This window comes from Streptococcus sp. 32226D021BW, from assembly GCF_053545015.1.
On sequence record NZ_JBPPVC010000017.1, the window covers coordinates 1 to 24,056 of the forward strand.

Annotated in this window: 23 protein-coding genes and 1 other RNA gene; 3 read left to right on the forward strand and 21 right to left on the reverse strand. The window is 41.9% G+C overall.

Annotated features, from left to right (window positions below; genetic code table 11):
- Positions 1–364: 364 nt before the first annotated feature.
- The 3 genes from hpf to ACEE44_RS09245 all read right to left on the reverse strand — a co-directional run bounded on the left by hpf (position 365) and on the right by ACEE44_RS09245 (position 2,934).
- Positions 365–907: a ribosome hibernation-promoting factor, HPF/YfiA family gene (hpf, locus tag ACEE44_RS09235; RefSeq protein WP_332411762.1), complete on the reverse strand. Its 543-nt coding sequence runs from the start codon at positions 905–907 to the stop codon at positions 365–367.
- Positions 908–983: 76 nt separating this feature from the next.
- Positions 984–1,649: a ComF family protein gene (locus ACEE44_RS09240; protein WP_449172022.1), complete on the reverse strand. Its 666-nt coding sequence runs from the start codon at positions 1,647–1,649 to the stop codon at positions 984–986.
- Positions 1,642–2,934 carry a DEAD/DEAH box helicase gene (locus ACEE44_RS09245; RefSeq protein WP_449172023.1) on the reverse strand — a complete coding sequence of 431 codons (1,293 nt, stop codon included), beginning with the start codon at positions 2,932–2,934 and terminating at the stop codon, positions 1,642–1,644. Before ACEE44_RS09245 ends, ACEE44_RS09240 begins: the two co-directional genes overlap by 8 nt.
- Before the next feature lie 56 nt (positions 2,935–2,990).
- Between ACEE44_RS09245 and ACEE44_RS09250 the strand changes: the two genes are divergently transcribed.
- Together ACEE44_RS09250 and cysK are read left to right on the forward strand one after the other, a co-directional pair.
- Entirely contained in the window at positions 2,991–3,623 is a 633-nt protein-coding gene (locus ACEE44_RS09250; RefSeq protein ID WP_449172024.1) for a YigZ family protein, read from the forward strand.
- Positions 3,624–3,711: 88 nt separating this feature from the next.
- Positions 3,712–4,638, forward strand: a complete 927-nt coding sequence (gene cysK / locus ACEE44_RS09255) for a cysteine synthase A (RefSeq protein ID WP_449172025.1) — start codon at positions 3,712–3,714, stop codon at positions 4,636–4,638.
- A gap of 31 nt (positions 4,639–4,669) precedes the next feature.
- Here cysK and ACEE44_RS09260 read toward each other — a convergent pair whose 3' ends face one another.
- The 13 genes from ACEE44_RS09260 to ACEE44_RS09320 all read right to left on the reverse strand — a co-directional run bounded on the left by ACEE44_RS09260 (position 4,670) and on the right by ACEE44_RS09320 (position 19,389).
- Positions 4,670–5,041, reverse strand: coding sequence for a S1 RNA-binding domain-containing protein (locus ACEE44_RS09260; RefSeq protein ID WP_105144517.1), 372 nt, complete (start codon positions 5,039–5,041; stop codon positions 4,670–4,672).
- 1 nt (position 5,042) lies between these two features.
- Positions 5,043–6,443: a bifunctional Cof-type HAD-IIB family hydrolase/peptidylprolyl isomerase gene (locus tag ACEE44_RS09265; RefSeq protein WP_449172026.1), complete on the reverse strand. Its 1,401-nt coding sequence runs from the start codon at positions 6,441–6,443 to the stop codon at positions 5,043–5,045.
- Between the two features lie 45 nt (positions 6,444–6,488).
- On the reverse strand, positions 6,489–7,130 hold the full coding sequence (locus tag ACEE44_RS09270; protein ID WP_105124382.1) for a response regulator transcription factor: 642 nt from the start codon (positions 7,128–7,130) through the stop codon (positions 6,489–6,491).
- Positions 7,102–8,118: a sensor histidine kinase gene (locus ACEE44_RS09275; RefSeq protein ID WP_449172027.1), complete on the reverse strand. Its 1,017-nt coding sequence runs from the start codon at positions 8,116–8,118 to the stop codon at positions 7,102–7,104. Before ACEE44_RS09275 ends, ACEE44_RS09270 begins: the two co-directional genes overlap by 29 nt.
- A complete protein-coding gene (liaF, locus tag ACEE44_RS09280; protein WP_449172028.1) occupies positions 8,115–8,810 on the reverse strand; it encodes a cell wall-active antibiotics response protein LiaF in 696 nt (231 codons plus the stop codon). Before liaF ends, ACEE44_RS09275 begins: the two co-directional genes overlap by 4 nt.
- A 242-nt stretch (positions 8,811–9,052) precedes the next feature.
- Complete coding sequence (gene pknB / locus ACEE44_RS09285) at positions 9,053–11,071, reverse strand: Stk1 family PASTA domain-containing Ser/Thr kinase (RefSeq protein ID WP_449172029.1); 2,019 nt, start codon at positions 11,069–11,071, stop codon at positions 9,053–9,055.
- Positions 11,071–11,808, reverse strand: a complete 738-nt coding sequence (locus ACEE44_RS09290; RefSeq protein ID WP_332411686.1) for a Stp1/IreP family PP2C-type Ser/Thr phosphatase — start codon at positions 11,806–11,808, stop codon at positions 11,071–11,073. Before ACEE44_RS09290 ends, pknB begins: the two co-directional genes overlap by 1 nt.
- 38 nt (positions 11,809–11,846) lie before the next feature.
- Positions 11,847–13,160, reverse strand: a complete 1,314-nt coding sequence (gene rsmB, locus ACEE44_RS09295) for a 16S rRNA (cytosine(967)-C(5))-methyltransferase RsmB (RefSeq protein WP_449172030.1) — start codon at positions 13,158–13,160, stop codon at positions 11,847–11,849.
- Positions 13,150–14,085, reverse strand: a complete 936-nt coding sequence (gene fmt / locus ACEE44_RS09300) for a methionyl-tRNA formyltransferase (RefSeq protein ID WP_449172031.1) — start codon at positions 14,083–14,085, stop codon at positions 13,150–13,152. Before fmt ends, rsmB begins: the two co-directional genes overlap by 11 nt.
- A 140-nt stretch (positions 14,086–14,225) precedes the next feature.
- Complete coding sequence (locus ACEE44_RS09305) at positions 14,226–16,619, reverse strand: primosomal protein N' (RefSeq protein WP_449172032.1); 2,394 nt, start codon at positions 16,617–16,619, stop codon at positions 14,226–14,228.
- Positions 16,620–16,688: 69 nt separating this feature from the next.
- Positions 16,689–17,003 (reverse strand): DNA-directed RNA polymerase subunit omega, encoded by a 315-nt coding sequence (rpoZ, locus tag ACEE44_RS09310; protein WP_172082959.1) that lies wholly within the window; start codon positions 17,001–17,003, stop codon positions 16,689–16,691.
- Positions 17,004–17,035: 32 nt separating this feature from the next.
- Complete coding sequence (gene gmk, locus ACEE44_RS09315) at positions 17,036–17,656, reverse strand: guanylate kinase (RefSeq protein WP_043025413.1); 621 nt, start codon at positions 17,654–17,656, stop codon at positions 17,036–17,038.
- A gap of 119 nt (positions 17,657–17,775) precedes the next feature.
- Positions 17,776–19,389 (reverse strand): ribonuclease Y, encoded by a 1,614-nt coding sequence (locus ACEE44_RS09320; protein WP_449172033.1) that lies wholly within the window; start codon positions 19,387–19,389, stop codon positions 17,776–17,778.
- 128 nt (positions 19,390–19,517) lie between these two features.
- Here ACEE44_RS09320 and ACEE44_RS09325 point away from each other — a divergent pair, with 128 nt between their 5' ends.
- On the forward strand, positions 19,518–20,000 hold the full coding sequence (locus ACEE44_RS09325) for an S-ribosylhomocysteine lyase (RefSeq protein ID WP_172054340.1): 483 nt from the start codon (positions 19,518–19,520) through the stop codon (positions 19,998–20,000).
- Positions 20,001–20,046: 46 nt separating this feature from the next.
- On the opposite strand, the gene ACEE44_RS09330 is transcribed toward ACEE44_RS09325, so the two are convergent.
- The 5 genes from ACEE44_RS09330 to ACEE44_RS09350 all read right to left on the reverse strand — a co-directional run bounded on the left by ACEE44_RS09330 (position 20,047) and on the right by ACEE44_RS09350 (position 24,036).
- Entirely contained in the window at positions 20,047–21,486 is a 1,440-nt protein-coding gene (locus tag ACEE44_RS09330) for a cell division site-positioning protein MapZ family protein (RefSeq protein ID WP_449172034.1), read from the reverse strand.
- 12 nt (positions 21,487–21,498) lie between these two features.
- Complete coding sequence (locus ACEE44_RS09335; RefSeq protein ID WP_449172035.1) at positions 21,499–22,662, reverse strand: THUMP domain-containing class I SAM-dependent RNA methyltransferase; 1,164 nt, start codon at positions 22,660–22,662, stop codon at positions 21,499–21,501.
- Positions 22,663–22,715: 53 nt separating this feature from the next.
- An RNA gene (rnpB, locus tag ACEE44_RS09340) (RNase P RNA component class B) lies at positions 22,716–23,079 on the reverse strand.
- Positions 23,080–23,099: 20 nt separating this feature from the next.
- Positions 23,100–23,426 carry a cell division regulator GpsB gene (gene gpsB, locus ACEE44_RS09345; RefSeq protein WP_105118551.1) on the reverse strand — a complete coding sequence of 109 codons (327 nt, stop codon included), beginning with the start codon at positions 23,424–23,426 and terminating at the stop codon, positions 23,100–23,102.
- Positions 23,427–23,496: 70 nt separating this feature from the next.
- Positions 23,497–24,036: a DUF1273 domain-containing protein gene (locus tag ACEE44_RS09350; protein WP_449172036.1), complete on the reverse strand. Its 540-nt coding sequence runs from the start codon at positions 24,034–24,036 to the stop codon at positions 23,497–23,499.
- Between the last annotated feature and the right edge of the window lie 20 nt (positions 24,037–24,056).

The window sequence follows — 24,056 nt, forward strand, 5'->3', positions numbered from 1 at the left end:
CTGAGCCAGGATCAAACTCTCATAAAAAGTTTTGATTCAAACTCAAGCTATTGCTAGCTTTCCGTTTTATTGTTTTTTCGTTATTGACGATTTATCCTAGATAAATCACCCTGCACGTTTGGTTCGTCTTCTTTAATTTTCAAAGGTCTTGTTCGTTATCGCTCCCTCGCGACAACCATCTTAGTTTATCATTTCTTCAACTGTTTGTCAACACTTTTTTGAAACTTTTTTCGTTTCTTTTTTCAGTGTTGTGTCTCAGATTTGACAACTCAATTATTCTATCATCTTCAATCAACCTTGTCAACTACTTTTTAAATATTTTTTGATAACGAAAAACAGCTACAGGTGTAGCTGTTCAAATCGTTTATTGGCGAACTTCAAGAAGTCCCAAATCTCCGTCCTCGCGTTTGTAAAGGACGTTGGTTGTACCGTCGTTAGCATCAGTATAGATGAAGAAGTCGTGTCCTAGCAATTCTAATTGAAGAATAGCTTCTTCCATATCCATCGGCTTCAAGTCAACTTGTTTGGTGCGAACAACTTTTACTTCTTCTTCCGCTTGCTCTACAAGTTCATCTGTAAAGACTTGACCTGTTGCAACTTTTTGACGATGTTTTCTTTCAATTTTTGTTTTGTTACGACGAATTTGACGTTCAATCTTGTCTACAACCAAGTCTATTGAACCGTACATTTCCTGTGATACATCCTCAGCTCGAAGTGTCATTGAGCCAACTGGAATCGTAACTTCAACTTTTGAACGCTTATCACGGTAAACTTTTAGATTGACTTTTGCATTCAACTCTTGGTCTTCATTGAAATATTTCTCAATCTTTGCTACTTTCTCTTCTACATAAGTACGAAGAGCATCTGTAACTTCAAGGTTTTCTCCACGAATACTGAATTTAATCATATTAGTACCTCTTTCTTGGCTTTCGCCTTTCTTCACTATTATTATATCACATTATCAAATAAATGCAAGCGTTTTCTTAGCGTGCGAGTGAAAATGTTTTGATTTCTTTCTGACTTGTTTTCATGAAAAGCCTTGTGACAAGCTGGATTGTAGCCCCTGTTGTGTAAATATCGTCAACTAATAAAATTTTTTCTGGTAGCTCATTTCCATTCAATATGTAAAATGATTGCTCAGTTTCTAACCTCTCTTCTCGACTTTTTGATGATTGCTTTTGGCTATCTCGTTTGCCTAACAATTCTTTATAGGGAATCCTAGCCGCATCCAATATTCCAGTCACTTGATTAAATCCCCGTTCTTCTAGTCGTTCTTGGCTGAGTGGAATGGGAACGATTGTATAGTCGGAATAAGGTTCTAGAGCTTTTTTGACTTGTTCTGCAAATATTTTCCTGAGGATGTAATCGCCTTGAAATTTATAGCGACTAAAGTAATCAGCCATGGCTTCATTGTACTGAAAAATGGCTGTGTGAGACACTGATTTTCCTTGGCTTAACCAGTAGTGGCAATCCTTGCAGCTTCCTACTTCCCCGCTTTTAAAACAATGCGAACAGTGTTGCTCTGCTATTTTTTCAAAAGTAGCAAGACAATCATGACAAACTCCTGACTGGGACTTGCCAAAGAAAATAAGCTCAGAAAAGGTTTGTCTGGTTTTCATGGCTCGATCACAGAGTAAGCAGTTAGACATAGCCAGCCTCCTTGTTCATTTGTTTGATTTCAGCAATGGCCTTTTCAATGGAACGAGTAGACCCCTCGTGGAAAAATTGGAGTAAGCCCGTCGGCCGATCCATACTCCTACCGACTCGGCCAGCAATCTGTACAAGACTAGACGATGTGTAAAGGTAATGATTGGCTTGAACCACTATAACATCTACTTTTGGAAAGGTGACACCACGTTCTAAAATGGTGGTAGAAATGAGAATGGTAATCTCTTGATTGCGAAAACCTTCTACTATCTCAAGTCGATTTTCAGTTTGACTGGATACAAAGCCAATGGTTTCTTCTGGAAATGCTTTTTCCATAATCTTGGAAAACTCCTGACCTTTGGAAATTTCTGGTACGAATATGAGCAAGGGGTAACCTGTTTTTCTCTGATTTTTGATTACCTTTGTGAGCTTGGGGACTAGTTTCTGTTTTTTCAGATTGGCATCAAATTTAGAAAACCAAACCTTTTGCGGAACAACCAGTGGATTGCCGTGAAATCGTCTAGGCAGGCTGAGTCGTTTTAATTTTCCTGTTTTGACTTTTCTGTCCAGTTCATCTGTTGAAGTGGCTGTCAAAAATACTTGGACACCGTCTTCCTTGACTGCATGGTCAGCAGCACGGTAGAGCATGGGATTATCAGCATAGGGAAAGGCATCAACTTCGTCAATCAAGACCAAATCAAAGGCCTGATAAAATTTCAATAATTGATGAGTGGTTGCTACAACAAGCGGCGTTCGAAAATAGGGTTCGGACTCTCCATGTAGCAAACTAATCGGTACTGAGAAGTCATTTTGCAAACGCTTATAAAGTTCTATGCAGACGTCTATTCGAGGACTGGCTAGACAAACTGCCCCTCCTTTATCAATCACAGAAGCAACCGTATGATATATCATCTCTGTTTTTCCTGCTCCTGTTACAGCATGAACCAGTGTAGCCTGTCTTTTTCCTACATTCTCAACCAAACCATCTGAAATCATTTGCTGCCAATCCGTTAATTTACCCTTCCATGTTAAGCAAGAGTTTACAGGAAAATCTTTCTGAGGAAAATGGTAGAGTTCTTCATCTGACCGCACTCTGCCTAGAAGTAAACAGGCTCGACAGTAGTAGGCACCGTTTGGCAATTTGTTTTCTTCTTCAAAAGCCGTTCCACAGCGAAAGCAGGCATTCTTTTCTGAGACACTGGATAGCTTCTCTGCTTTTTCTCGCTCTGCTGGGGTCAATTGGTATTTGGTAAATAGTCTTCCATAATAATTTTCTAATTCTTTCATCACTTATTTATTCGGAATTTCTTGTCAGTTTTGAAAAAAATTAGTACAATTTGCTTATGAAAGAATTTAAGACGATTAAAGAAGATGGAATTGTTGAAGAAGAAATTAAGAAATCTCGTTTTATCTGTTTTATGAAACGAGTGAGTAGTGAGGAAGAAGCTCGCGACTTTATCAACAAAATCAAGAAAGAACATTACAAGGCTACTCATAACTGCTCTGCTTTTGTCCTTGGAGAAAATATGGAAATCAAGCGTTCCTCAGATGACGGGGAACCGTCTGGTACTGCCGGTGTGCCAATGCTAACGGTTTTAGAAAATCACCAACTGACCAATGTCGCAACAGTGGTTACTCGCTATTTTGGTGGTATCAAGTTAGGTGCTGGCGGTCTAATTCGTGCCTACGCTGGTGCAGTTGCTAGTGCTGTCAAAGAAATTGGGGTTGTGGAAGTCAAAGAGCAGGAAGGGATTTCCATTAGCATGTCCTATGCCCAATACCAAGAGTTTGCCAATTGGCGAGCTGAGCAAGGTCTGGAAGAATTTGATACCCAGTTTACTACTGAAGTTTCAACCATGATTTTTGTGGATAAGGAACATTTGGAAGAAACTTTGGCTAGCCTGACGGAGTTTTACCATGGAAAAGTTCAGGCGGAGAAGACTGACAGCCGTATCGTTGAGGTGCCAGTCCATTAAAAAAGACTATCGCTAAGATAGTTTTTTTATATTATACTTTTTAGCTTTTCTACTATATACTAGTGGTAACATAATTTGGAGGTGCCTTATGGCTATTTATCAAAATATTACGCAATTAGTTGGAAAAACACCAATTATCAAGCTCAATCATATTGTTCCTGAGGGAGCAGCAGATGTCTATGTTAAGTTAGAAGCCTTTAACCCAGGTTCTTCTGTCAAAGACCGTATCGCCTTGGCTATGATTGAAGATGCTGAAAAGGCTGGTACTATCAAGCCTGGCGACACTATCGTTGAGCCAACCAGTGGTAATACTGGTATCGGACTTGCTTGGGTCGGTGCAGCTAAGGGCTACAAGGTGATTATCGTTATGCCAGAAACCATGAGCATTGAGCGTCGCAAAATTATCCAGGCTTACGGAGCTGAACTTGTCTTAACTCCTGGTAGCGAGGGAATGAAGGGTGCCATTGCCAAGGCAAAAGAAATTGCCAAAGAAAAAAATGGCTGGGTTCCGTTCCAGTTTGCCAATCCATCCAATCCAAAAGTTCATGAAGATACAACAGGACAGGAAATTTTGGAAGACTTTGGTGCAACTGGTCTGGATGCCTTTGTATCAGGTGTCGGTACAGGTGGTACCGTATCAGGTGTTTCGCATGTTTTGAAAGCGGCTAACCCAAACATTGCCATCTATGCCGTAGAAGCTGACGAGTCCGCTGTGCTGTCTGGTGAAGCTCCTGGACCTCACAAAATCCAAGGAATTTCAGCTGGTTTCATCCCTGATACGCTCGATACAGCAGCCTATGACGGTATTATCCGTGTCAAATCTGATGACGCTTTGGCTACTGGTCGTGCAATCGGTGGACAGGAAGGTTTCCTAGTTGGGATTTCATCTGGAGCAGCAATTCACGCAGCTATTGAAGTAGCGAAGGAATTGGGAGCTGGTAAAAAAGTATTGGCTATCTTGGCAGATAATGGTGAGCGTTACTTGTCTACTGCACTTTATGAATTTGATAATTAAAACAAAGCAAAAGAAGGTTGGGAGTTCTTCCCTAAACCTTCTTTTCTTTTTGTTCTTTGAGATAGTTTTTCGATTCCTTTATCCACTTTGGTAGACTTTTTGCCAAGGGGGCAAAACCAATTTTGTTTCGTTCATTGGTAAATCTATGGTGTCGAGGAATTTTTTGGTGTTCTTCTTCAAGCGTTCGTATAGATAGGCTGGCTTTTTCTGTGTATTCATCAAAATCAACCACCTGTACCAAGACCTCTTGACCAATCTTGACATGGTCGTAGATGTTATCCACAAAACCTGTCTTGATTTCGGAAATATGGATCAAACCTGTCGTGCCATTTTCTAAATCTACAAAGGCTCCGTAAGGTTGCACTCCAGATACCGTTCCTTTGATCTTATCTCCAATCCTCATCTTAATCCTCAATTTCGATGGTTTCAATCACCACATCTTCTAGTGGACGGTCTGCTGAATCTGTATCAACCCCAGCAATTGCATCAAGTACAGCAAATGATACTTCATTAGCTAGGTGACCAAATACTGTATGGCGTTGATCTAAATGTGGCGTCCCCCCATTTTCAACATAGGATGCTGCAATTTCTTTTGGCCAGCCACCACGTTCTAGCTCTTTGGCATTGTAAGGGAAGTTTTGATTTTGAACGATAAAGAATTGGCTTCCATTGGTGTTCGGTCCTGCATTGGCCATAGACAAGGCACCACGAAGATTGAAGGCTTCCATTGAAAACTCATCTTCAAAGGACTCTCCATAAATGGACTCTCCACCCATACCTGTACCAGTTGGGTCACCACCTTGAATCATGAAATCCTTGATAATTCGATGGAAAATAATGCCATCATAGTAACCATCCTTAGACAGAGCGATAAAGTTAGCTACTGTCTTAGGAGCAATTTCCGGGAAGAGTTTTAGGGTTAGCTCACCGTGATTGGTCTTAATACGAGCTACCGGTCCTTCAAATTGCTCCAAATCTAATTGTGGGAAGTATTTTTCTTTTTCTACCAAACCTAATTTCTCCAAGGCATCAAAAATGCCATCTTCTTCTACTTTTTTTGTAATATAATCTGCGCGCTTTTGCAATTCTGGATGGGAATGCCCCATAGCAATGCTAATCCCTGCATAGTCAAACAATTCAATGTCATTTAGTCCGTCACCAAAAACGAGGACATTTTCAGGTTTCAAACCAAGTTTTTCAACTACATTAGCCACACCAGCAGCCTTAGAGGAGTCTTTTAGGACAATATCCGATGAGATAGCATCCCAACGAACCGTACGTAAATCATTTTGCAAGTCTTCTGGTAATTCAACTTCCTGTCCATCCTTCTCAAAGGTCAACATCTGATAAATGGCATTGTCTTTATAAAAGTCTGGGTCTGTTTCCAAGCCTTCGTAAATTAAATCAATCACCTGACTAATTCGTTCTGTACGAGTAGACAAGGTTCCTTTTTGGCTACCCAGTAAACCATATTCAATACCTGCTTCCTTGGTCCATGCAATCACTTTTTCTACTAGGTTCTGAGGAAGCGGTTGGTGATGAACAAGCTTTCCTTTGGCATCTTCAACATAGGAACCGTTTATCATAGCAAAGAAATCTGGCTGGAGTGCCTTAATTTCTGGCACCAAACCATAGGGTGTCCGACCAGATGCTATTCCGGTTAAAATCCCCTTTTCTTTCAAGGATTTAAAAACTTGTTGAATGGAATCAGGAATATAGCCTGTATTCTTGACACGCAAGGTATCGTCAATATCAAAAAAGACAATCTTTATTTTTTTTGCTTTATATTTTAATTTTGCATCCACTATTTAGGCATCCTTTCTGGAAACTAACTAGTACTCATTATACCATTATTCTTCCTCTTGTGCTACCAGTCCATGTTGGAAGGCATATACAACTGCTTGTGTTCTGTCGCTAACCGCAAGTTTGGACAGGATATTGGAAACGTGGGTTTTTACGGTTTTCAAGGAAATGAAGGACTCATCCGCAATTCGTTGGTTGTCATAACCCTTAGCTAATAGAGTTAGAATTTCACGTTCACGGGCTGTCAAATCATCATGCAAGTCTGGGTGGCGTTTATGGTGTTCCACTTTTTTCTCCACTTCGGTTTCAATAGCAAATTCCCCACGCGCCACCTTGCGAATGGCTGTTAAAATCTCATCCGCACTAGAGGTTTTTAACATATATCCCTTAGCACCTGCTTCTAGAACTGGATAAATTTTCTCGTTGTCAAGATATGAAGTCAGAATGACAATCTGTGCTTGAGGCCATTCCTTAAGAAGAGCTAAGGTAGCTTCTACACCTGTCATCTTTGGCATAACCAAGTCCATGACCACCACATCTGGCTTGACTTCAAGGGCCTTTCTCAGCCCCTCTTCACCATCGCTAGCTTCTGCTACAACTTCCACATCTGCCTGTAAATTTAAATAGCTTTTTAAACCTAGACGAACCATTTCATGATCGTCAACTAGCATCACTCGAATCGTATTCATCTTCTTTTCCTTTCAATAATGGGATACGGATGTCAATGGCAACACCCTTATTCAAGGCTGAACGGATCTGAATGCTTCCTGCCATATCTTCCACCCGTTCCCGAATATTTTGCAAGCCATAACTAAGATCGCCGCCCTCCTCTTGCTTGAAACCAACACCATCATCCGTCATTTTTAGCTGTAACTCTGTTTCTTTTTGAATGAGATAGACATCTAAATGCTTGGCCTTGGCATGACGTAGGGTATTACTGATAATTTCCTGGGCAATTCGAAAGAGGTGCTCCTCAATTATCTTAGGTAATTCTTCTACTTCATGTTGGAAATGGACGATGATGTTACTCTTATCACTGACCTCTCGTAAAATGAGTTCGAAGCCTTCTACCAAGGTCTTGCTCTCTAGTTCACTTGGTCGGAGATGAAGTAGCAAGATCCGCAAATCTCTCTGAGCTGCCTCAATCATATCCTTGACCAAAACCAACTGCTCCTGCAAGGTTTCCTGTGGCAGATTAGGTAAACTAGAGGACAGACCCGATAAAATCATACTGGTCGCAAACAATTCCTGACTAACCGTATCATGCAAATCTCTGGCAATCCGCTTTCGTTCACCTTCAACAATCTCTTCTCTCTTGACCAAGTCCTGATTATCTACCAGTTGCACCTGTCGGGTCAAATTTCTCACCTTATCAGACAACTGTAGGAGGAGTTGATCATTTTCACTATCTGTTCGGATACTTTTATTTTTCAAAATAGCCTGTAACTTTGCTCGCATAACCTGAGTCGAAGCCAGACTAACCGTTTGAACCATGACTGCTAAAAAGAGGGTCAGTACGATAACCAGAAGAATGAGAGTAAAAACAAGTTGTTCCGTAGATGTCCACAGATTGACATCCAAGAGCGAATGGTTGAGGAGGGGTAGGGTAGAGGAAATAACCACAAATACAATCAGACTGGCAAACCAAGCCAAGAGGAAATAGGTACGTTTTCTCATACGCGAACCACCTCCACATCTCCGAAAATATTATTCGTCACTACCTTAACGCGTTTATGGGATTCTTGATAGTCTGGACTATTGATAGCTATACTCTCATTCCGGAGATCCCATTGGGATTGTCCCAAAAAATTAACCCTACCATAGATACTAGTCGCTGATAAAGAAACCTCTACATCAATAGGAACGATAATTTTTGTCCTGCCAAAAGTTTTTCGAATGACGACAATATTATCTCGCCCTACCAAGACTGTCTTATCCAAATCAACTACATCATTGCCAAACAAACGGACAATATTGATATCCTCAAAACCAAAACGATCTTGAGAATGATCATGATTTCCAAACCACCTATTCTTTTCTTTTTGCACCTGTAAGGCATAGTCAGTAAATACTATCTGAGTGTACTGATTGCGTTTCTCATAACGTGAGAAGAAATTGACAAACATATAAACAACCAGGAGCATAACCCCTATGATGAAATAGGGATTTAATACAAACACCAGAAATAACAATGACAGCGAGCTGACTAATAAGACACTATTTAAACGCCGTCCTAGAAAATACCAGGCCAGTAAGAGTAAGGCTGAGAAGAGCAACAAGGTCCGACTGGCCTCATTGGCAACGACATCAAAAGCTGCCATAGTAAAGAGCATACTTTCTATCAGCAGGAAAAATTGAACTTTTCTCATAATCGTATCCTTTCTTTACTATTGTAACAAATTTTAGATAAAAGAACTCCGACCAGGGTAGGAAATACTACAAGTTTATCCTATGTTAGCAAAAAGGACCTGAGATCTTCTTACTAGAAGAACCCAAGTCCAAGTGGTTTATTGAATGCAAGAAATCGGTCCAATAAGTCCATCTACACCTTTGAGCAAGGTGAAACAGAAAAACTTGACCATGATTACCAAGTAGTGTGGAACCCTATAAACTACTGCCCACTATCTGATGTAGAAGCAGAAGATGAACTAGAAGGAGATATACTGCTTGCTGTTGAGCTAGTTGAAGAACTCTCTGAGCTAGTAGTAGCTGAGGCTACCGATACATAAAGAGTAACGGTCCCCTCGATAGTACTACCTGCTGCTGGATATTGACCAATAACAATATCACTTGTAGTTGAATAGTAACTCCTATCCTCCTGTTTTTCGATATTGGCAACCTTGACACCCAAGGTTTGCAGTTGGCTACTTGCTTGTGAATAGGTTATGTGACCAGAAGTCAAATCAGGCATAATCAATTCCTTGCCTTTGGATACTTCAAGATTGATGACTGATCCTCTTTCAAGTTCAGTATCAGCTACTGGATCTGTACTAATGACTTGACCAGCCTCGACAGATGAACTATAGACCTGTGTAACAGTTCCGATGTAGAAACCTGCATCTTGAAGCATTTGGGTAGCTGATTCCTGGCTTCTTCCAATCACATTTGGTACCACAACTCCTTTAGAAACGTAGAGTGTGATGCTACTACCTTTTTCAGCTGATGCATTGACTTGTGGATCTGTCTTAATGACTAGGCCTCTATCAACTGTTAGGCTATATTCCTCTTTAACAGAAACCTGTAATCCGAGTGCTTCCAATTCTTGTTGAGCTGTTTCCTGGTCTTTACCACTGACATCTGGAATGACAACCATAGCAGCAGTAGCAATAATCAGGTCAACCTTGCTTCCCTGGCGTTTGGAAGAATTAGCGCCTGGAGAAGTCCGAATAACCAACCCTTCAGCCACTTCATTGGTTGCTTCTTTTGTGACATTACCTACTTCCAATCCAGCTACTTCAATCATCTCTTGTGCCTTTTCAACAGTTTGTCCCGCTACATTCGGCACCGTAACCGTTTTTGGTGAGTTGAAGAATATAAAACCAACTGCCATGAGGGTCAACAGAAAGACACCGAATAGGACTTTGAAACGAGTTCGAACCCCTTGTCTAGCCTTGGCTACTGGTTTAGCAACTGCTTTTTGTTTCAAGTTGTCCTGCTTACCTGTCGGCTGTTTACCAGCCTTAGTTTTGACAGCCTCTGCACTAGCCGTTGGCTTGATATCAACATTTGCCTGAGATAACTTAGGCAAGGTTTTTGTATCAACCTTGTTCTCTTCTAAAACAATTTTTGGTTCATTCCTACGATCCAAGGACAAGGATGAGGCTAGGTCTGTGTACATTTCTGCAACAGACTTATAGCGCTCACCTAATTTTTTAGCTGTCGCTTTTAAGACTACATTTTCCAAAGCCTGAGGGACATTCGCATTCTCTTCCCTAACGGATGGCAGTGGTTTTTGGAAATGCTGGAGAGCAATGGTCACCGCACTATCCCCATCATAAGGGATACGGCCGGTCAACATCTCAAACAAAATAATCCCCATTGCATAGATGTCACTTTGAATAGTTGCTTTAGAACCACGCGCCTGCTCAGGTGAAAGATAGTGGACAGAGCCCAGCATGGAGTTGGTTTGGGTCAAACTGGTTTCCGCAAAGGCAACTGCAATACCGAAGTCCGTTACCTTAGCGACACCACTTGATGTCAAGATAACATTCTGAGGTTTCAAGTCCCTATGGACAATACCACGAGTATGGGCCATTCGCATAGCTAGGAGAATTTGTCCCATGATACGAACTGCTACATCATTTGAAAGAGGAGCATTCTCCTTGATATAGCGTTTCAAGTCAAGGCCATTGATGTATTCCATGGCTAGATACTGTTGACCATCTTCCTCACCAATGTCCGAAATACGAACAATATTTGGGTGATCCAGGTCCGCCATAGCACGCGCTTCCCGCTGGAAACGCTGGATGGCAATCTGGTCAGTCTGATAGTTGGTGCGAAGGACCTTAACAGCCACTTCTTCTCCATCCAGTATCAAATCCCTAGCCAGGTAGACATCCGCCATCCCGCCTCGACCAATTTGCCGGACAATCCGATACCGTCCAGCAAAAATCTTACCGATTTGAATCATTACCTAGCCTCCTCTGTAATATGAAGTAGACCTACTGTAATATTATCCAAACCTCCTGCATTATTAGCGAAACGTACCAGGGTTTCTGCCTTACTTTCCAGTGAAACACCGCTCACTATAATATCGCGGATATCTTCTGCAGATACCATGTTGGTCAGACCATCGCTGTTAATCAGAACGTAATCACCAACTTCCAGAGTTTTCAAGGCAATATCTGGCTCAATCGGATCTGCCTGTCCAATAGACTGGGTCACAATATTTTTCTGCGGATGCCGAAGAGCTTCTTCTTCTGTCAATTGACCTGCACGAACCAAGGCACCTACCAATGAATGATCATTGGTTAAGCGGGTATATTCCCCATCACGAACCAGACCAATTCGGGAATCGCCAACGTGGGCATAAATCATCTGATTGTCAATCACCACAACTGCTTCTAGCGTCGTTCCCATTCCTCGATATTCTTCCGTTTGCCCAAGTTCATGGATTTTTTGGTTTTCTGCATCAATAATAGCAATCAACCATTCACGGACATCATTCAAAGTTACCAATTGTGTATCGACCCAAGCAGCGCCCAAATCAGTTGCAGCCATTTCACTAGCAATATGACCTGCACGGTGTCCGCCCATACCATCTGCCAAGACCACCAAGTCGATACCTGCACGGTTCTTATAACAGTTGATATAATCTTGGTTGTTCGAACGTTTTTGTCCAACATCAGTAAGTAATGCAATTTCCATAATTTTCTCTCGTTGCTAAGCAACTTCCTCCTCTTATTCTAGGATTTTCTTCTAAATTGACCAATGAAAAATCCATCCGTCTGGTATTGTTCAGGGGTAATCAACAGGCAGCCATCCACCATAATATCTGCTCGCGGATGTTCTAACAGAACCTGCTCAAAATTGGGATGGGTTTGTAAAAACTCGTCAATAACCTCTTGATTTTCCTTAGCAATAATCGTACAGGTGCTATAGGTAATTATACCACCGATTTTTAGGCTTTGACAAACGCTATCCAGTATTTGTAATTGAATGGATTTAAGCGAATCAAAATCCATAGCCGCCTTGTTGTAACGAATATCAGGCTTACGTCGAATGAGTCCAATACCTGAACATGGGGCATCCACTAGGATTTTATCAAAGGTATCTGGACCAAATTCCTCATGAACACGACTGGCATCCAAACGTTTGGTTTCAATCTTATCTACTAGCCCTAATCGTTTGGCATTTGCTTCAATCAAGGTCAGTTTATGCTCGTATAAATCAAGGGCAATAACTTTACCACTTGTTAAATAGCTGGCCATGTGACAGGTTTTTCCACCAGGGGCTGCACAGGCATCCAAGATTGTTTCATCTCCTTGAAGCTTCAAAGTCGGTGCCACCAACTGACTGGTTTCATCTTGAATGGTAATTAGCCCTTCTTTAAAGTAATCCGTAGCCGCAAAATGTCCATGGGATTTAACCAATCCAACTGGCGATAACAGCGAATATTGGGCACCTAATTCCTCTGCCAATTGCTCCACTTGTTGACCATCCGTCACGCGTACGCTAGCCTTATTCCGAATATGCAGACTTTGGAAAATCTTCTCTGCACGTTCATCGCCATATTCTGCAATCAAGGTTTGGACCAACCAAACTGGCACAGAATACTGAACGGATAGACGTTTGTTCTTTCTTTTAATATCTGCAGGTTTCGGCAAGGAATCCTGACTAAGCTTACGCAAAATGGCATTGACAAATTTGTCAGTTCCAGGCTTTCGCTTGGCAATATTAACCGCCTCGTTGACAACTGCATGAGTTGGAAGTTTATCCAAATAAAGCATCTGGTAGAGGCTCAACATGAGGAGATAGTAGACCCAAGTGTCCAACTTTTCTCTATCTTCGATAAAATGCGCCAAGTACCACTCTAGCGTGATTTTACGAGAAACTGTCCCATAGACTAGCTCCGTCGTCAATCCCCTGTCCTGTACAGATAAACGAGAAGATTCTAGGGCCTTATTGAGAGCGATATTCGAGTAAGCTCCTTGTTCAAAGACGTCTTCCAGTACAGATAAGGCTAGACTTCTGGCTGTTTCATGTTTATTAACCACCAAATTGATCTCCTACTACAATCTCTCGACCTGCACCATTTAAAAAGTCTGCAATGGTCATTTTTGGCTTACCAGCTGGCTGGACAGTTTTCAGTGAAAGGGCTCCCAGACCTGTTGCAACGACCAATTCTTTCTTACTTCGAGCAATCACTTGACCGACTGGACCGGAACCAGCCACTTCAACTGCTTCTTGAATTTTAAACCGTTCGCCTTGCCAATAGGTGTGGGCAACTGGCCATGGGTACATACCGCGAATCTGATTGAAGAGTTGACGAGCTGACTTGTTCCAATCAAGCACTTCTTCTTCTGGCTGAATATTTGGCGAGAAAGTTACTTGTTCTGGATTTTGGGCTACTGGCTTCACATCCCCAGCAATATAGGCTGGCAAGGTTTGCAATAGCAAATCCCGTCCAACAACAGCCAACTTTTCAAACAAGGTTCCAACATTATCTGTTTCTTCAATAGCAATGCTATCGCTAGAAATCATGTCACCAGCATCCATTTCCTTGACCATTTCCATGATGGTTACACCGGCACGTTCATCACCGTTAATTAGAGCATAATGAATAGGGGCACCGCCACGGTATTTAGGAAGAAGAGAGGCATGAACATTGACCGCAAAGTCAACTGAGTTCAGTAATTTAGTCGGTAAGAATTGTCCAAATGCAGCTGTCACAATCCCGTCTGCTCCCAAGTCCATCAAATCAGCCATTTCTTGACTTCCTGATAACTTTTCTGGCTGAAAGACTGGTAAATCATGCTCCAAGGCTACTTCTTTCACAGGTGTCCTTTGGATGACTTTTTTACGACCAACAGCTCGATCAGGCTGGGTAACAACAGCCAGGATTTCATACTGGTCATCCGCCAAAAGACCTTTTAAGACTGTCGCTGAAAATGCTGGTGTTCCCATAAAAATCAACTTTGTCATCTTTGCTTTCTCATCTCCCTTACTCTAAATCGTTTTTACTAATTCTATTATCCCTTAATTATACCATTTTTGCTTATTTTTTCCTTAATTTAGGGTGAAACCGCTGAATAAAATCAAAAAATGCAAGGCCTGCCCAGACCTTACATCATATTCTGCGGTTCATTGTCAATAATCAGTCGCAAATCTTGATTTTCTCTCTCCTGTGTCCAATCCAAAATCTGATTCAATACCTCTTCCAAACGGTCTTCATGCCGGTATTTCAAGATGATCTGGTAGTGGTAGAGATTATGAGTTCTGGCAATAGGCTTGGGCGTCGGTCCCAAGATTTGAATTGCATCTGTTAAGTGTTGACGGAGAAAGGCTACAGTTTCATAGGCTTTTTTCACGACAAATTCTTCTGACTTGTGCGAAAAGGTTAAGCCAACTGTAAAATAGTAAGGTGGATAACCAAGATTTTTCCGAATGCCCATCTCATAACGATAGAAACCTTCATAATCCTGCTCTTTGGCAAAAGCAATGGCATAATGATTGGGGTTATAGGTCTGAATCAGGACCTCCCCTTCCTTATCAGCTCGACCAGCCCGACCAGCTACCTGAGTTAGCAACTGGAAGGTTCGCTCAGAAGACCGAAAATCAGGCAAATTCAGGGCCGTATCCGCATTGAGCACCCCAACCAGCGTTACATTTGGAAAATCCAAGCCCTTGGCAATCATCTGGGTTCCCAAAAGAATATCCGCTTCCCCTCGACCAAAGCGTTCTAGTAAGTCCTCATGTGCCCCTTTTTTCTTGGTGGTATCTACATCCATCCGTAAAATTCTGGCTTCTGGCAAGAGCTCCTGCAATTCATCGTAGGCCTTTTGCGTACCAGTTCCATAGTAACGAATAGAGGAACTCTGGCAGTTTGGACAAGTCTGGGGAATTCCTTTTTGAAAACCACAGTAGTGGCAATTCATGGTTTTTGTATCCATGTGAAGCGTTAGGGAAATATCACAATTTGGACACTGGTCCACACTCCCACAATCCCGACACATGACAAAAGAAGAATAGCCACGCCGATTTAACATGAGAACGACCTGTTCCTTACGAGCCAACTTTTCTCTAATCTTCTCAATCAAAACAGGGGTGAAATTACTAGCTTCCTGCTGACCAATGTAATCTCGGAAATCCACAACTTCCACTTCTGGAATACGAGCCAAGGGATTGGCCCTCTGGTTAAGAGTCAGTCTTCCATAGACTCCTCGACTAGCCCGAGCCCGTGTTTCAAGGCTAGGGGTAGCCGAACCCAAAACCAGAGTCGCTCGATTATAGTCTGCCCGCAACTTTGCCACATCACGCGCATGATAGCGTGGATTACTGTCCTGCTTGTAGGTCGCCTCATGCTCCTCATCAATGATGATAACACCCAAGTTTGTCAATGGCGCAAAAATAGCCGAACGAGCCCCGACAACCACCTGGGCATTGCCTGCCTCAATCTTTCTCCACTCGTCATACTTCTCTCCATCAGACAGACCGGAGTGAAGAATCGCGACCTGCTGGCCAAAACGAGAAATAAAACGATTGGTCATCTGAGGGGTCAAGGAAATTTCAGGAACTAGCATAATAGCGGTTTTCCCCATTTTTAAAACCCTATCAATAACCTGGAGATAGACTTCCGTCTTCCCAGAACCTGTCACACCTTGCAGTAGAAATGTCTGACTGTCCTGACCGATAGAGGCCACAATCTCCCGAACTGCAATCGCCTGCTCTGGATTCAAATCCAAGGCCTGCGTTTTTTCCACCTTATCAAAAACTTCCTGAGTCCGCGAAACTTCCTCCTCCCTGACTTCAATAAAGCCTTTTTCTTGGAAATAGCGGAGCGTATCAGCTGAATAGTCCGATTTTAGGTTTGAAAGGAGCTGGTCTTCAGAATGTTCCAGAAGAAATTCCCTTAACTGCTGCCGTTTTTTAGCCCGATTGCTGATGTCTGCATCGTACAATTTATCTAGACAAACCCGGTACCATTTTTCTGTCTTGATTTGCTTTTTATCCTTGGCCACATAGTCAACCAAGATTTTCCCTGACTGGGCCAGACGCATAATTTTCCCTTGCTCTTTCACGTCCAAGTCAGAAAAACGAATCTGGTCCTTATCACCAAACAGACTAATCTGCTCTGCCATTTCCAAACCATGCCCCGGTCTGAGCAATTTATCATAGGTGGAATTGAGCAAGCTGGGCAACATAGCCTTCAAGAGAGTAATTTTGTAGGAAAAGACTGACTTCCTCATCTGGTCAGCCAACCAAAATTGCTCTTGATTGAGAACAGGACGATAGTCCAAGACTTCCGCAATCTCTTTAAAATCCTGTAAGTCAGGCGCATCATCATCTTCATCAATCAAGTCAACTACAATCCCTTGAATCAGCCGATTTCCCTTACCAAAGGGGACATGGACTCGTACACCAACCATAAGCCCCTCTTCCAACTCAGCAGGAATCCGATAAGAATAAGCTTGATCGGTCTGCATCAAGGGGACATCTACAATAACTTGTGCTAACATAGGACCTCCTTTCTTTCAATGTCCATGAGTGAAAAGAAACCCGGATGGCAAGCCCAACCGAGTTTTTTATTAAATCTTTTCGCCTTCTTCTTTTTCTTTAGCGATTTGTTCTTTGATTTTCTTCTCTTCTTCTTCTGCCAGACGTTTCGCTTCTTCCGCACGGCGACGAACTGCCTCACGTTTTGCTTCTGGATCTGGGTGAATAACCACATTGCCAGATTCAATTTCTTCCAAGGCACGAAGGGTTGATTTTACTGAAATAAATTCTTGAGTTGGCTTTGCACCTGCTTCCAATTCATGGGCACGTTTTGCCTCAAGAATAACCAAGGAATATTTAGATGGTACCTTGTCCAACAAGGTATCGATAGATGGTTTCAACATCATAGTTCTATTCTCTACTTTCTATTAAGGTTCTATTACTTGTTCACATCACGAATCATTTCATCATAACGACCGATTACGCGATCGACACGGAAATGCTCTGCTTCGATAATACGTTTCACACGTTCTGCTGCCAAAGGAACTTCATCATTGACAACCGCATAGTCATACTCACGCATGAGGGCAATCTCTTCCTTGGCACGTTCGATACGTTGCGCAATGACTTCCTCACTATCTGTACCGCGACCAACCAAGCGGTCTTGTAATTCTTCTAAATCTGGTGGCGTCAAGAAGATGAAAACTCCATCTGGAACCTTTTTCTTGACTTGAAGAGCTCCCTGTACTTCAATTTCCAAGAAGACATCTATCCCTTTATCAAGCGTTTGATTGACATAGGTCAAAGGAGTTCCATAGTAGTTGCCAACATACTCAGCATATTCCAACATCTGACCCTGACGAATCAAATCTTCAAACTCCTCACGGCTACGGAAGAAATAATCTACCCCATCAACCTCTCCAGGTCTCTGTGGACGTGTCGTCATGGACACAGAATATTCAAATTTATTATCCGAACTCTCGAAAATTTCCTTTCGAACCGTTCCCTTCCCAACTCCCGACGGGCCGGAAAATACGATGAGTAAGCCTCGCTCTTTCATGATATCTCCTTTAAAATCTTTCATTCTAGTGTAACAAAAATCCCTAGGAATTTCAACTGATTTTAAATGAGCAGGGTATTTTTTCAAACAGAAAGGGAGCTGACTGGGCTCCCTCTGCATTATTTAGCAATATCTGTTGCTCTTGTTTCACGAATGACAGTGATCTTGATATTTCCTGGATAATCCAAGTTATTCTCAATTTTCTCACGAACATCGTGAGCCAAGATAGTAATTTGATCATCTGAAATTCTATTTGGATGTACAATGATCCGAACTTCACGCCCTGCTTGAATAGCATAGGATTGTTTGATCCCATCGAAGCTATTAGCAATTTCTTCCAAGTCTTGTAGGCGTTTGATATAGGCCTCCATAGACTCACGACGTGAACCTGGGCGAGCTGCACTCAAGGCATCCGCTGCTGCTACAATAACAGCAATGGTACTTGTCGCTTCCACATCGCCATGGTGGCTGGCAATCGTGTTAACCACAATCGGATGCTCCTTATACTTCTTAGCCAATTCAGTACCGATCTCAACGTGGCTACCATCAACCTCACGGTCAATTGCCTTACCAACATCATGGAGGAAACCTGCACGGCGAGCCAGGTTGACATTTTCACCCAACTCTGCGGCGAGGACACCTGCCAATTTAGCCACTTCAATCGAGTGACGGAGGACATTTTGACCATAAGATGTACGGAAGTGCAAACGTCCCATAATCTTAATCAAATCTGGGTGAAGGTTCGGTGCTCCAACTTCGTAGGCAGCAGCCTCACCATACTCACGGATGCGATTATCCATTTCCACACGGTGTTTCTCAACCAATTCCTCAATACGAGCCGGATGAATCCGACCATCTTGAAGTAAGGTTTCCATGGTCATACGAGCAATCTCACGACGAATAGGGTCAAAACCTGATAGGACAACCACTTCCGGCGTATCATCAATGATAACATCGATACCGGTCAAACTTTCAAAGGTACGAATATTACGTCCTTCACGTCCGATAATCCGACCTTTCATAGCATCATCTGGCAGGTGAACAGATGTAATGGTCTGCTCAGCTACATATTCACCTGAAATCCGTTGCATAGCCTGGGCCAACAAGTCCTTGGCCATCTTATCCGAACGTTCTTTGACCTCACGCTCTGCATCTCGGATTTGAGTTGCAATCTCATGTGTCAACTTATCGCGTGTATCTGTCAGGATAATATCTTTCGCTTCTTCCTGACTGAGTGCTGCCACACGTTCCAATTCTAGAGCCTTTTGCTCTTCCAACTTAGCAACTTCTTGCTCACGCTCATCAATGTGTTTAGATTTATCCGTTAGACTTTGTTCTTTTTGCTCCAAAGTCTTTTCTTTAGTCGTCAAATTGTCATCTTTTCGATCCAAATTGCTGGCACGTTCGGTCAAACGCACTTCAATTTGTTTCAATTCCTGACGCTCTGACTTAAATTCTTCTGCGATTTCTTCTCGGTACTTACGAGCCTCCTCCTTAGCTTCCAAGAGTAATTCTTTTTTCAAGGTCTGGCGGTCACGTTCAGCTGTTTTTAAAATAGCTTCTGCTGCTTCTTCCGCACGACCACGAACATTACTAGCTTCTTGTTCTGCATTTAAAAGGGTTAATTCTGCAGTTTCTTTTGCAGATTTCATCTTCAAAGAAATGGCAAAGTAGCCAATTACTAAACCAATGAGAGCAGAAACAAAAGTCACTACAAGTGTAATGATTTCCATATTTCTACCTCTTTTTTAAATTCGATTTTCACAAAATCTGTATCTATTTTACCATAATTGAACCGATTTCACAATTCCAAATTAACAAATATGTTATAATAAATTCATCACATAGTTTGGAGGAACAAATGAAAAAAGAAGTTACCGTTGAAAGTTTTGAATTGGACCACACCATTGTAAAGGCTCCTTATGTCCGCTTGATTTCAGAAGAAGTTGGTCCAAAAGGGGATATTATCACAAATTTTGATATCCGACTTATCCAACCCAATGAAAATGCCATGGATACAGCTGGTCTGCATACCATTGAGCATCTCTTGGCTAAACTCATCCGTCAGCGTATTGACGGTTTGATTGATTGCTCTCCATTCGGTTGTCGAACTGGTTTCCACATGATTATGTGGGGTAAACAAGATCCAGCAGAAATTGCTCAAGTCATCAAAGCGAGTTTGGAAGAGATTGCAGATGGAATTACTTGGGAGGATGTCCCTGGAACAACCATTGAATCCTGTGGAAACTACAAGGACCACAGCCTACATTCAGCTAAAGAGTGGGCAAAATTGATTGTTTCACAAGGTATTTCAAGCGATGCCTTTGAAAGAAAGACAATTTAAGAAAATAGGGTATAAAAAAAGCGGGTCAACCGCTTTTTTGTTTTGCTTAATAATCCAAGGCATCCGAATGACCCGAGCCATTACCAACAAAGTAACCCGTCTTACAGTTAATCGAGAAGAGATAGCTACCGTCTGGCGTAAACATATTGTAGTAACCATTTCCGTTAATGATGTTCACTTTTTCCAAGATATATTGGTTGCCTGTGATATAACCACGCTGTTGAGAAATAGCTACAATATTTTCTAGAATACCAGGATTAAATGTCCAAGCTTCGTTATTAACATCGTCAATCATGGCTTGATTGTAAGGAACACGGCTGCGATCACGCTGTAGAACTACCCCTTCTGGTACAGGGATCCCGTAAATAGTTGCTGCTCCACTAATAGCACCAGCAACGCCATCACTGACTACCGCACTCTCGGTTGAGGCTGGAGCAGTGGTTTCTGCTGTTGTCGAATCAGTCTGAGAGTTTTCAGCTGGAGCAGCAACTGCTTCGGTAGAGCTAGCAGCAACTTCCTGTTGAGAACGCCCAAAATTGACCACAGAAGCCAACAAGCTATCCACTGAGCTAATACCAGTGTTGGTAGCTGAAAGACTGGCATCTGCTTTAACAGTAGCAGTAGTATCAATTTCACCATTTACGATAACTTCTTTATCAAATTGCCCATTGATTGCCTGCATAGCAGTAATGGCTTTTTCAAGATTATCATACTGTTCCTTGGCTTTTTTATAACTATCTGAATTTTTGTCCATCTTGTCCAAGAGGGCCTTCAACTCCGCCAATTTACCAAACTCAGAATTCTTCAACTTTGTCAAACTACTATCTGTAAAGAAGCTAGCATAAAGTTGTTCAAAGGCTAGGCCGTTGGCATCTGCCGAGCTGTTAGCAGAAGTCGAAGTTTGGCTAGTACTTGAACTACTAGCTGTTTCCGTGGTCGATTTATTTACTGAGTTCAACCACATGAAAGCCGTTGCTAAGATAGTCACAAAGAGAGCTGCTAAAGCTGACCAAAAATAGATTTTTTTCTTTCTATCCTTCTCTGCTTCCTCTGCCTGTCCCCAATCATCATCCACTTCTTGTTCTTGGGAAACAGTCGCTATACTGTCAACCACTGCCGCACCTGCAACAATTGTTTCTTCCAAAGGAGCAGTCGGTACTTCTACCTGCTCAGTCATATCCTTGCCAACTACAAGAAGTTCATCAGTCACAGCCATCGAAAGACTAGCTGTCTGAACTGTATCTACTTTTTCATCAGCAGAAGACTCTACCAGGGGCAAATGATTAACCTTTGTTTCAAATTTTTGAGATTCGATTTCATCACGGTGTTGCTTGATATAACGATCCAAAAGACTGTCATCCTCAGTCACACCTGCTTCGATTTCCTTATGTTTCTTTACGGCTTCTGCAATGGTTAGATCCTTAGCTACTTCAAAATCCAAAACTTTCTCATTTTCCAAGGGTAGCTTATTCTTATTTTCTTCCACGATATCCTCCTATTATTTCTCTTCTACCATTTGACGCTTGACACGTTGACCAAAAAATTGATACAAATCTACTTTTAAGGTACCATTATATAATTTTCTCTTTTTATCAGCCTGCCTACCAAAACGCTTCTCGAATTGCTCATCACTGGTCAAAATAAACTTAGACCAGGTTGCTAAGGGCTCAAAGGTTTGTCCCATCTCACGATAGAGCGTGATGATTGCGTCATCATCCAACAAACGTTCTCCATAAGGTGGGTTTGAAATGATAACACCATTGATTTTATCCGTCCGCAGATCCTGAACTCGCATCTGTTTGAAAACAATGTCCTGATCTACTCCAGCCGCAAAAGCATTTTTCTTGGCAATTTCAACCATACGAGCATCGATGTCTGAACCCGCAATATCCAAGACCAAATCTGATTTAATAGCAGCCCGAGCTTCTTTTCGTACATCTGCCACTAACTGGTCATCAACCCATGGCCATTCTTCAAAAGCAAAGGAGCGTTTCAAGCCAGGAGCCATATTTTTGGCCAGCATGGCCGCCTCAATACAAAAGGTTCCTGAACCACAAGTTGGATCAATCAAGGGTTTATCAGGATACCAGTTAGATAACTGTAAAATAGCAGCCGCCATATTTTCTTTGATCGGTGCTCCACCTTTTTCCACCCGATAGCCACGCTTGAACAAACTTGAACCAGTCGTATCAATCATGATTGTTGCCACATCCTTCAAGATAGACACTTCAATCTTGAACTCTGCCCCAACTTCCTGGAGCGGCACTCCCTCTGGACGAGAGAAGTGTTTTTGTAATTTCTTAACAACTGCTTTTTTCGAAATAGCCTGTACGCTCGGCTCATTGTGTAACTTGGATTTAACACACTTGGCCTTGGAAATTGGAAACTTGCATCCCAAAGGCAGATAATTCTCCCAATCCAAACCAAAGACCCCTTGGAAGAGCTCTTCAAAGGTTCTTGCTGGAAATTGACCAACAATAATTTTTACCCTGTCCGCCGAACGTAGCCAGAGGTTGGTTTCGATAATCGCCTTAACATCACCCTCGAATCGTACACGACCATTTTCCACCTGGCACTCATAGCCGAGATTACGAATTTCACGACCAACAACTGCCTCTAGGCCAGCTGCAGCGGTCGCAATCAATTCAAACTGTTTTTTCATTTTTTTCCTTCTAAAATAAAAGCTAGCAAAGCTAGCTACCTATTTATGCAATTTTCTGTAAGCCATGTTTTGTTCCAGTGGTACTAGGTTCTACCACCTTCGATAATCATCTGTCTACTGTTTTCACAGTCAGGATTTCAGTTCAATTCCATCCATCCCATGCCCCGACCAAAGTTTGGGTTGCTAGCTTGAGGGGTTTACCGCGTTCCATTTTTTACGTTTCCATAAAAACTTCGTCACTGTGGCACTTTCAGGTCTACTTTGGCATATCTGATGACGTAGCCATTTTAACCGCCGTAACGTTACCAACGTCCCTAGGCTTATTGATTCGCCTAGCACAAACACTACCGGCATCGCAGCCAGTGCTAGCATGGACTTTCCTCATGGTAGAAATCTACCACGCGATTATCCAAAAATTGCACGCAATTCCTATATTATTAGTCTTGAACAATTTGTTTGCCGAAGACTTCTTTTTCCAGACGATTTAAGCGACGAAGAATATCAAAGTTTGTAGCCGAAGATGGACGTTCCGTAGGAAGCACATCTTTTACTTCCTCAACAGCAGCAACTTTAGGAGTGTTTGCTACCTGAGCTTTCAAGCGAGCAATCTCGCCTTTCAACTCCTTGATAATAGCTTCGTAGGCATCATAATCCTTCATGATTTCATCTAAAAAGTCATTGACTTCGTCTTGATCGTAGCCACGGAAACCGACTTTAAAATCTTGTTCAAAAATATCTTTAGTTGTAAATTTAATACTTGCCATTTCTCTCTCCCATATCTAAAACATCACTAGTCCTATTATATTAAAAAAAATAGGGAAAAATCAAGTCAAATCACTCAGAATTTGAAAAATTTTCTGCCACCTCGTTCAGTTGTTCAAAGGTAAGCTTTTTTCTATCATACTCCTCTTTTTTTAAGACTTGATGATATAAATATTTCAAATTAGTTTCATTTTTAGAATCGTAAAACAGATAGATTCCGTCAGTATTATCCACTAAAAATTTATTGTAATCTTTAAACTGACCAGGATTTTCATAACGAGGATAGGCATACTTAATGAAATCAACCTGTTTGAAGCGTTGCAATTTCAGCTGATTACCTTCATTCCAATGTTCTCCATGGTTTTCAAACATGAAAATAGATGCTATTTGAAACTCATAACCTTCTGAACGCAATTCCTCTAAAACTTCCAAGGTCCAATATTCAAATCCCAATTGACCTGTCAGGACAAACCAGGTAACTCCATCCTCCAAAAATCGAACAAGATCCTTCTTGATAGCCAACTTTATAATAGCTAACCGTGGATCCTTTTCCGTAAAAATACCTACATCTGTATGCTTGTAACCTGTTATCAAAAGGCTCTTAGTATCCATTCCTTGTACTCTTTTCACTT

What these genes read in the sequence shown, in the direction of transcription:
- hpf (WP_332411762.1), bottom strand. Translation starts at nt 907, where the DNA reads ATGATTAAATTCAGTATTCGTGGAGAAAACCTTGAAGTTACAGATGCT.
- ACEE44_RS09240 (WP_449172022.1), bottom strand. Translation starts at nt 1,649, where the DNA reads ATGTCTAACTGCTTACTCTGTGATCGAGCCATGAAAACCAGACAAACC.
- ACEE44_RS09245 (WP_449172023.1), bottom strand. Translation starts at nt 2,934, where the DNA reads ATGAAAGAATTAGAAAATTATTATGGAAGACTATTTACCAAATACCAA.
- ACEE44_RS09250 (WP_449172024.1), top strand. Translation starts at nt 2,991, where the DNA reads ATGAAAGAATTTAAGACGATTAAAGAAGATGGAATTGTTGAAGAAGAA.
- cysK (WP_449172025.1), top strand. Translation starts at nt 3,712, where the DNA reads ATGGCTATTTATCAAAATATTACGCAATTAGTTGGAAAAACACCAATT.
- ACEE44_RS09260 (WP_105144517.1), bottom strand. Translation starts at nt 5,041, where the DNA reads ATGAGGATTGGAGATAAGATCAAAGGAACGGTATCTGGAGTGCAACCT.
- ACEE44_RS09270 (WP_105124382.1), bottom strand. Translation starts at nt 7,130, where the DNA reads ATGAATACGATTCGAGTGATGCTAGTTGACGATCATGAAATGGTTCGT.
- ACEE44_RS09275 (WP_449172027.1), bottom strand. Translation starts at nt 8,118, where the DNA reads ATGAGAAAACGTACCTATTTCCTCTTGGCTTGGTTTGCCAGTCTGATT.
- liaF (WP_449172028.1), bottom strand. Translation starts at nt 8,810, where the DNA reads ATGAGAAAAGTTCAATTTTTCCTGCTGATAGAAAGTATGCTCTTTACT.
- pknB (WP_449172029.1), bottom strand. Translation starts at nt 11,071, where the DNA reads ATGATTCAAATCGGTAAGATTTTTGCTGGACGGTATCGGATTGTCCGG.
- ACEE44_RS09290 (WP_332411686.1), bottom strand. Translation starts at nt 11,808, where the DNA reads ATGGAAATTGCATTACTTACTGATGTTGGACAAAAACGTTCGAACAAC.
- fmt (WP_449172031.1), bottom strand. Translation starts at nt 14,085, where the DNA reads ATGACAAAGTTGATTTTTATGGGAACACCAGCATTTTCAGCGACAGTC.
- ACEE44_RS09305 (WP_449172032.1), bottom strand. Translation starts at nt 16,619, where the DNA reads ATGTTAGCACAAGTTATTGTAGATGTCCCCTTGATGCAGACCGATCAA.
- rpoZ (WP_172082959.1), bottom strand. Translation starts at nt 17,003, where the DNA reads ATGATGTTGAAACCATCTATCGATACCTTGTTGGACAAGGTACCATCT.
- gmk (WP_043025413.1), bottom strand. Translation starts at nt 17,656, where the DNA reads ATGAAAGAGCGAGGCTTACTCATCGTATTTTCCGGCCCGTCGGGAGTT.
- ACEE44_RS09320 (WP_449172033.1), bottom strand. Translation starts at nt 19,389, where the DNA reads ATGGAAATCATTACACTTGTAGTGACTTTTGTTTCTGCTCTCATTGGT.
- ACEE44_RS09325 (WP_172054340.1), top strand. Translation starts at nt 19,518, where the DNA reads ATGAAAAAAGAAGTTACCGTTGAAAGTTTTGAATTGGACCACACCATT.
- ACEE44_RS09335 (WP_449172035.1), bottom strand. Translation starts at nt 22,662, where the DNA reads ATGAAAAAACAGTTTGAATTGATTGCGACCGCTGCAGCTGGCCTAGAG.
- gpsB (WP_105118551.1), bottom strand. Translation starts at nt 23,426, where the DNA reads ATGGCAAGTATTAAATTTACAACTAAAGATATTTTTGAACAAGATTTT.
- ACEE44_RS09350 (WP_449172036.1), bottom strand. Translation starts at nt 24,036, where the DNA reads ATGGATACTAAGAGCCTTTTGATAACAGGTTACAAGCATACAGATGTA.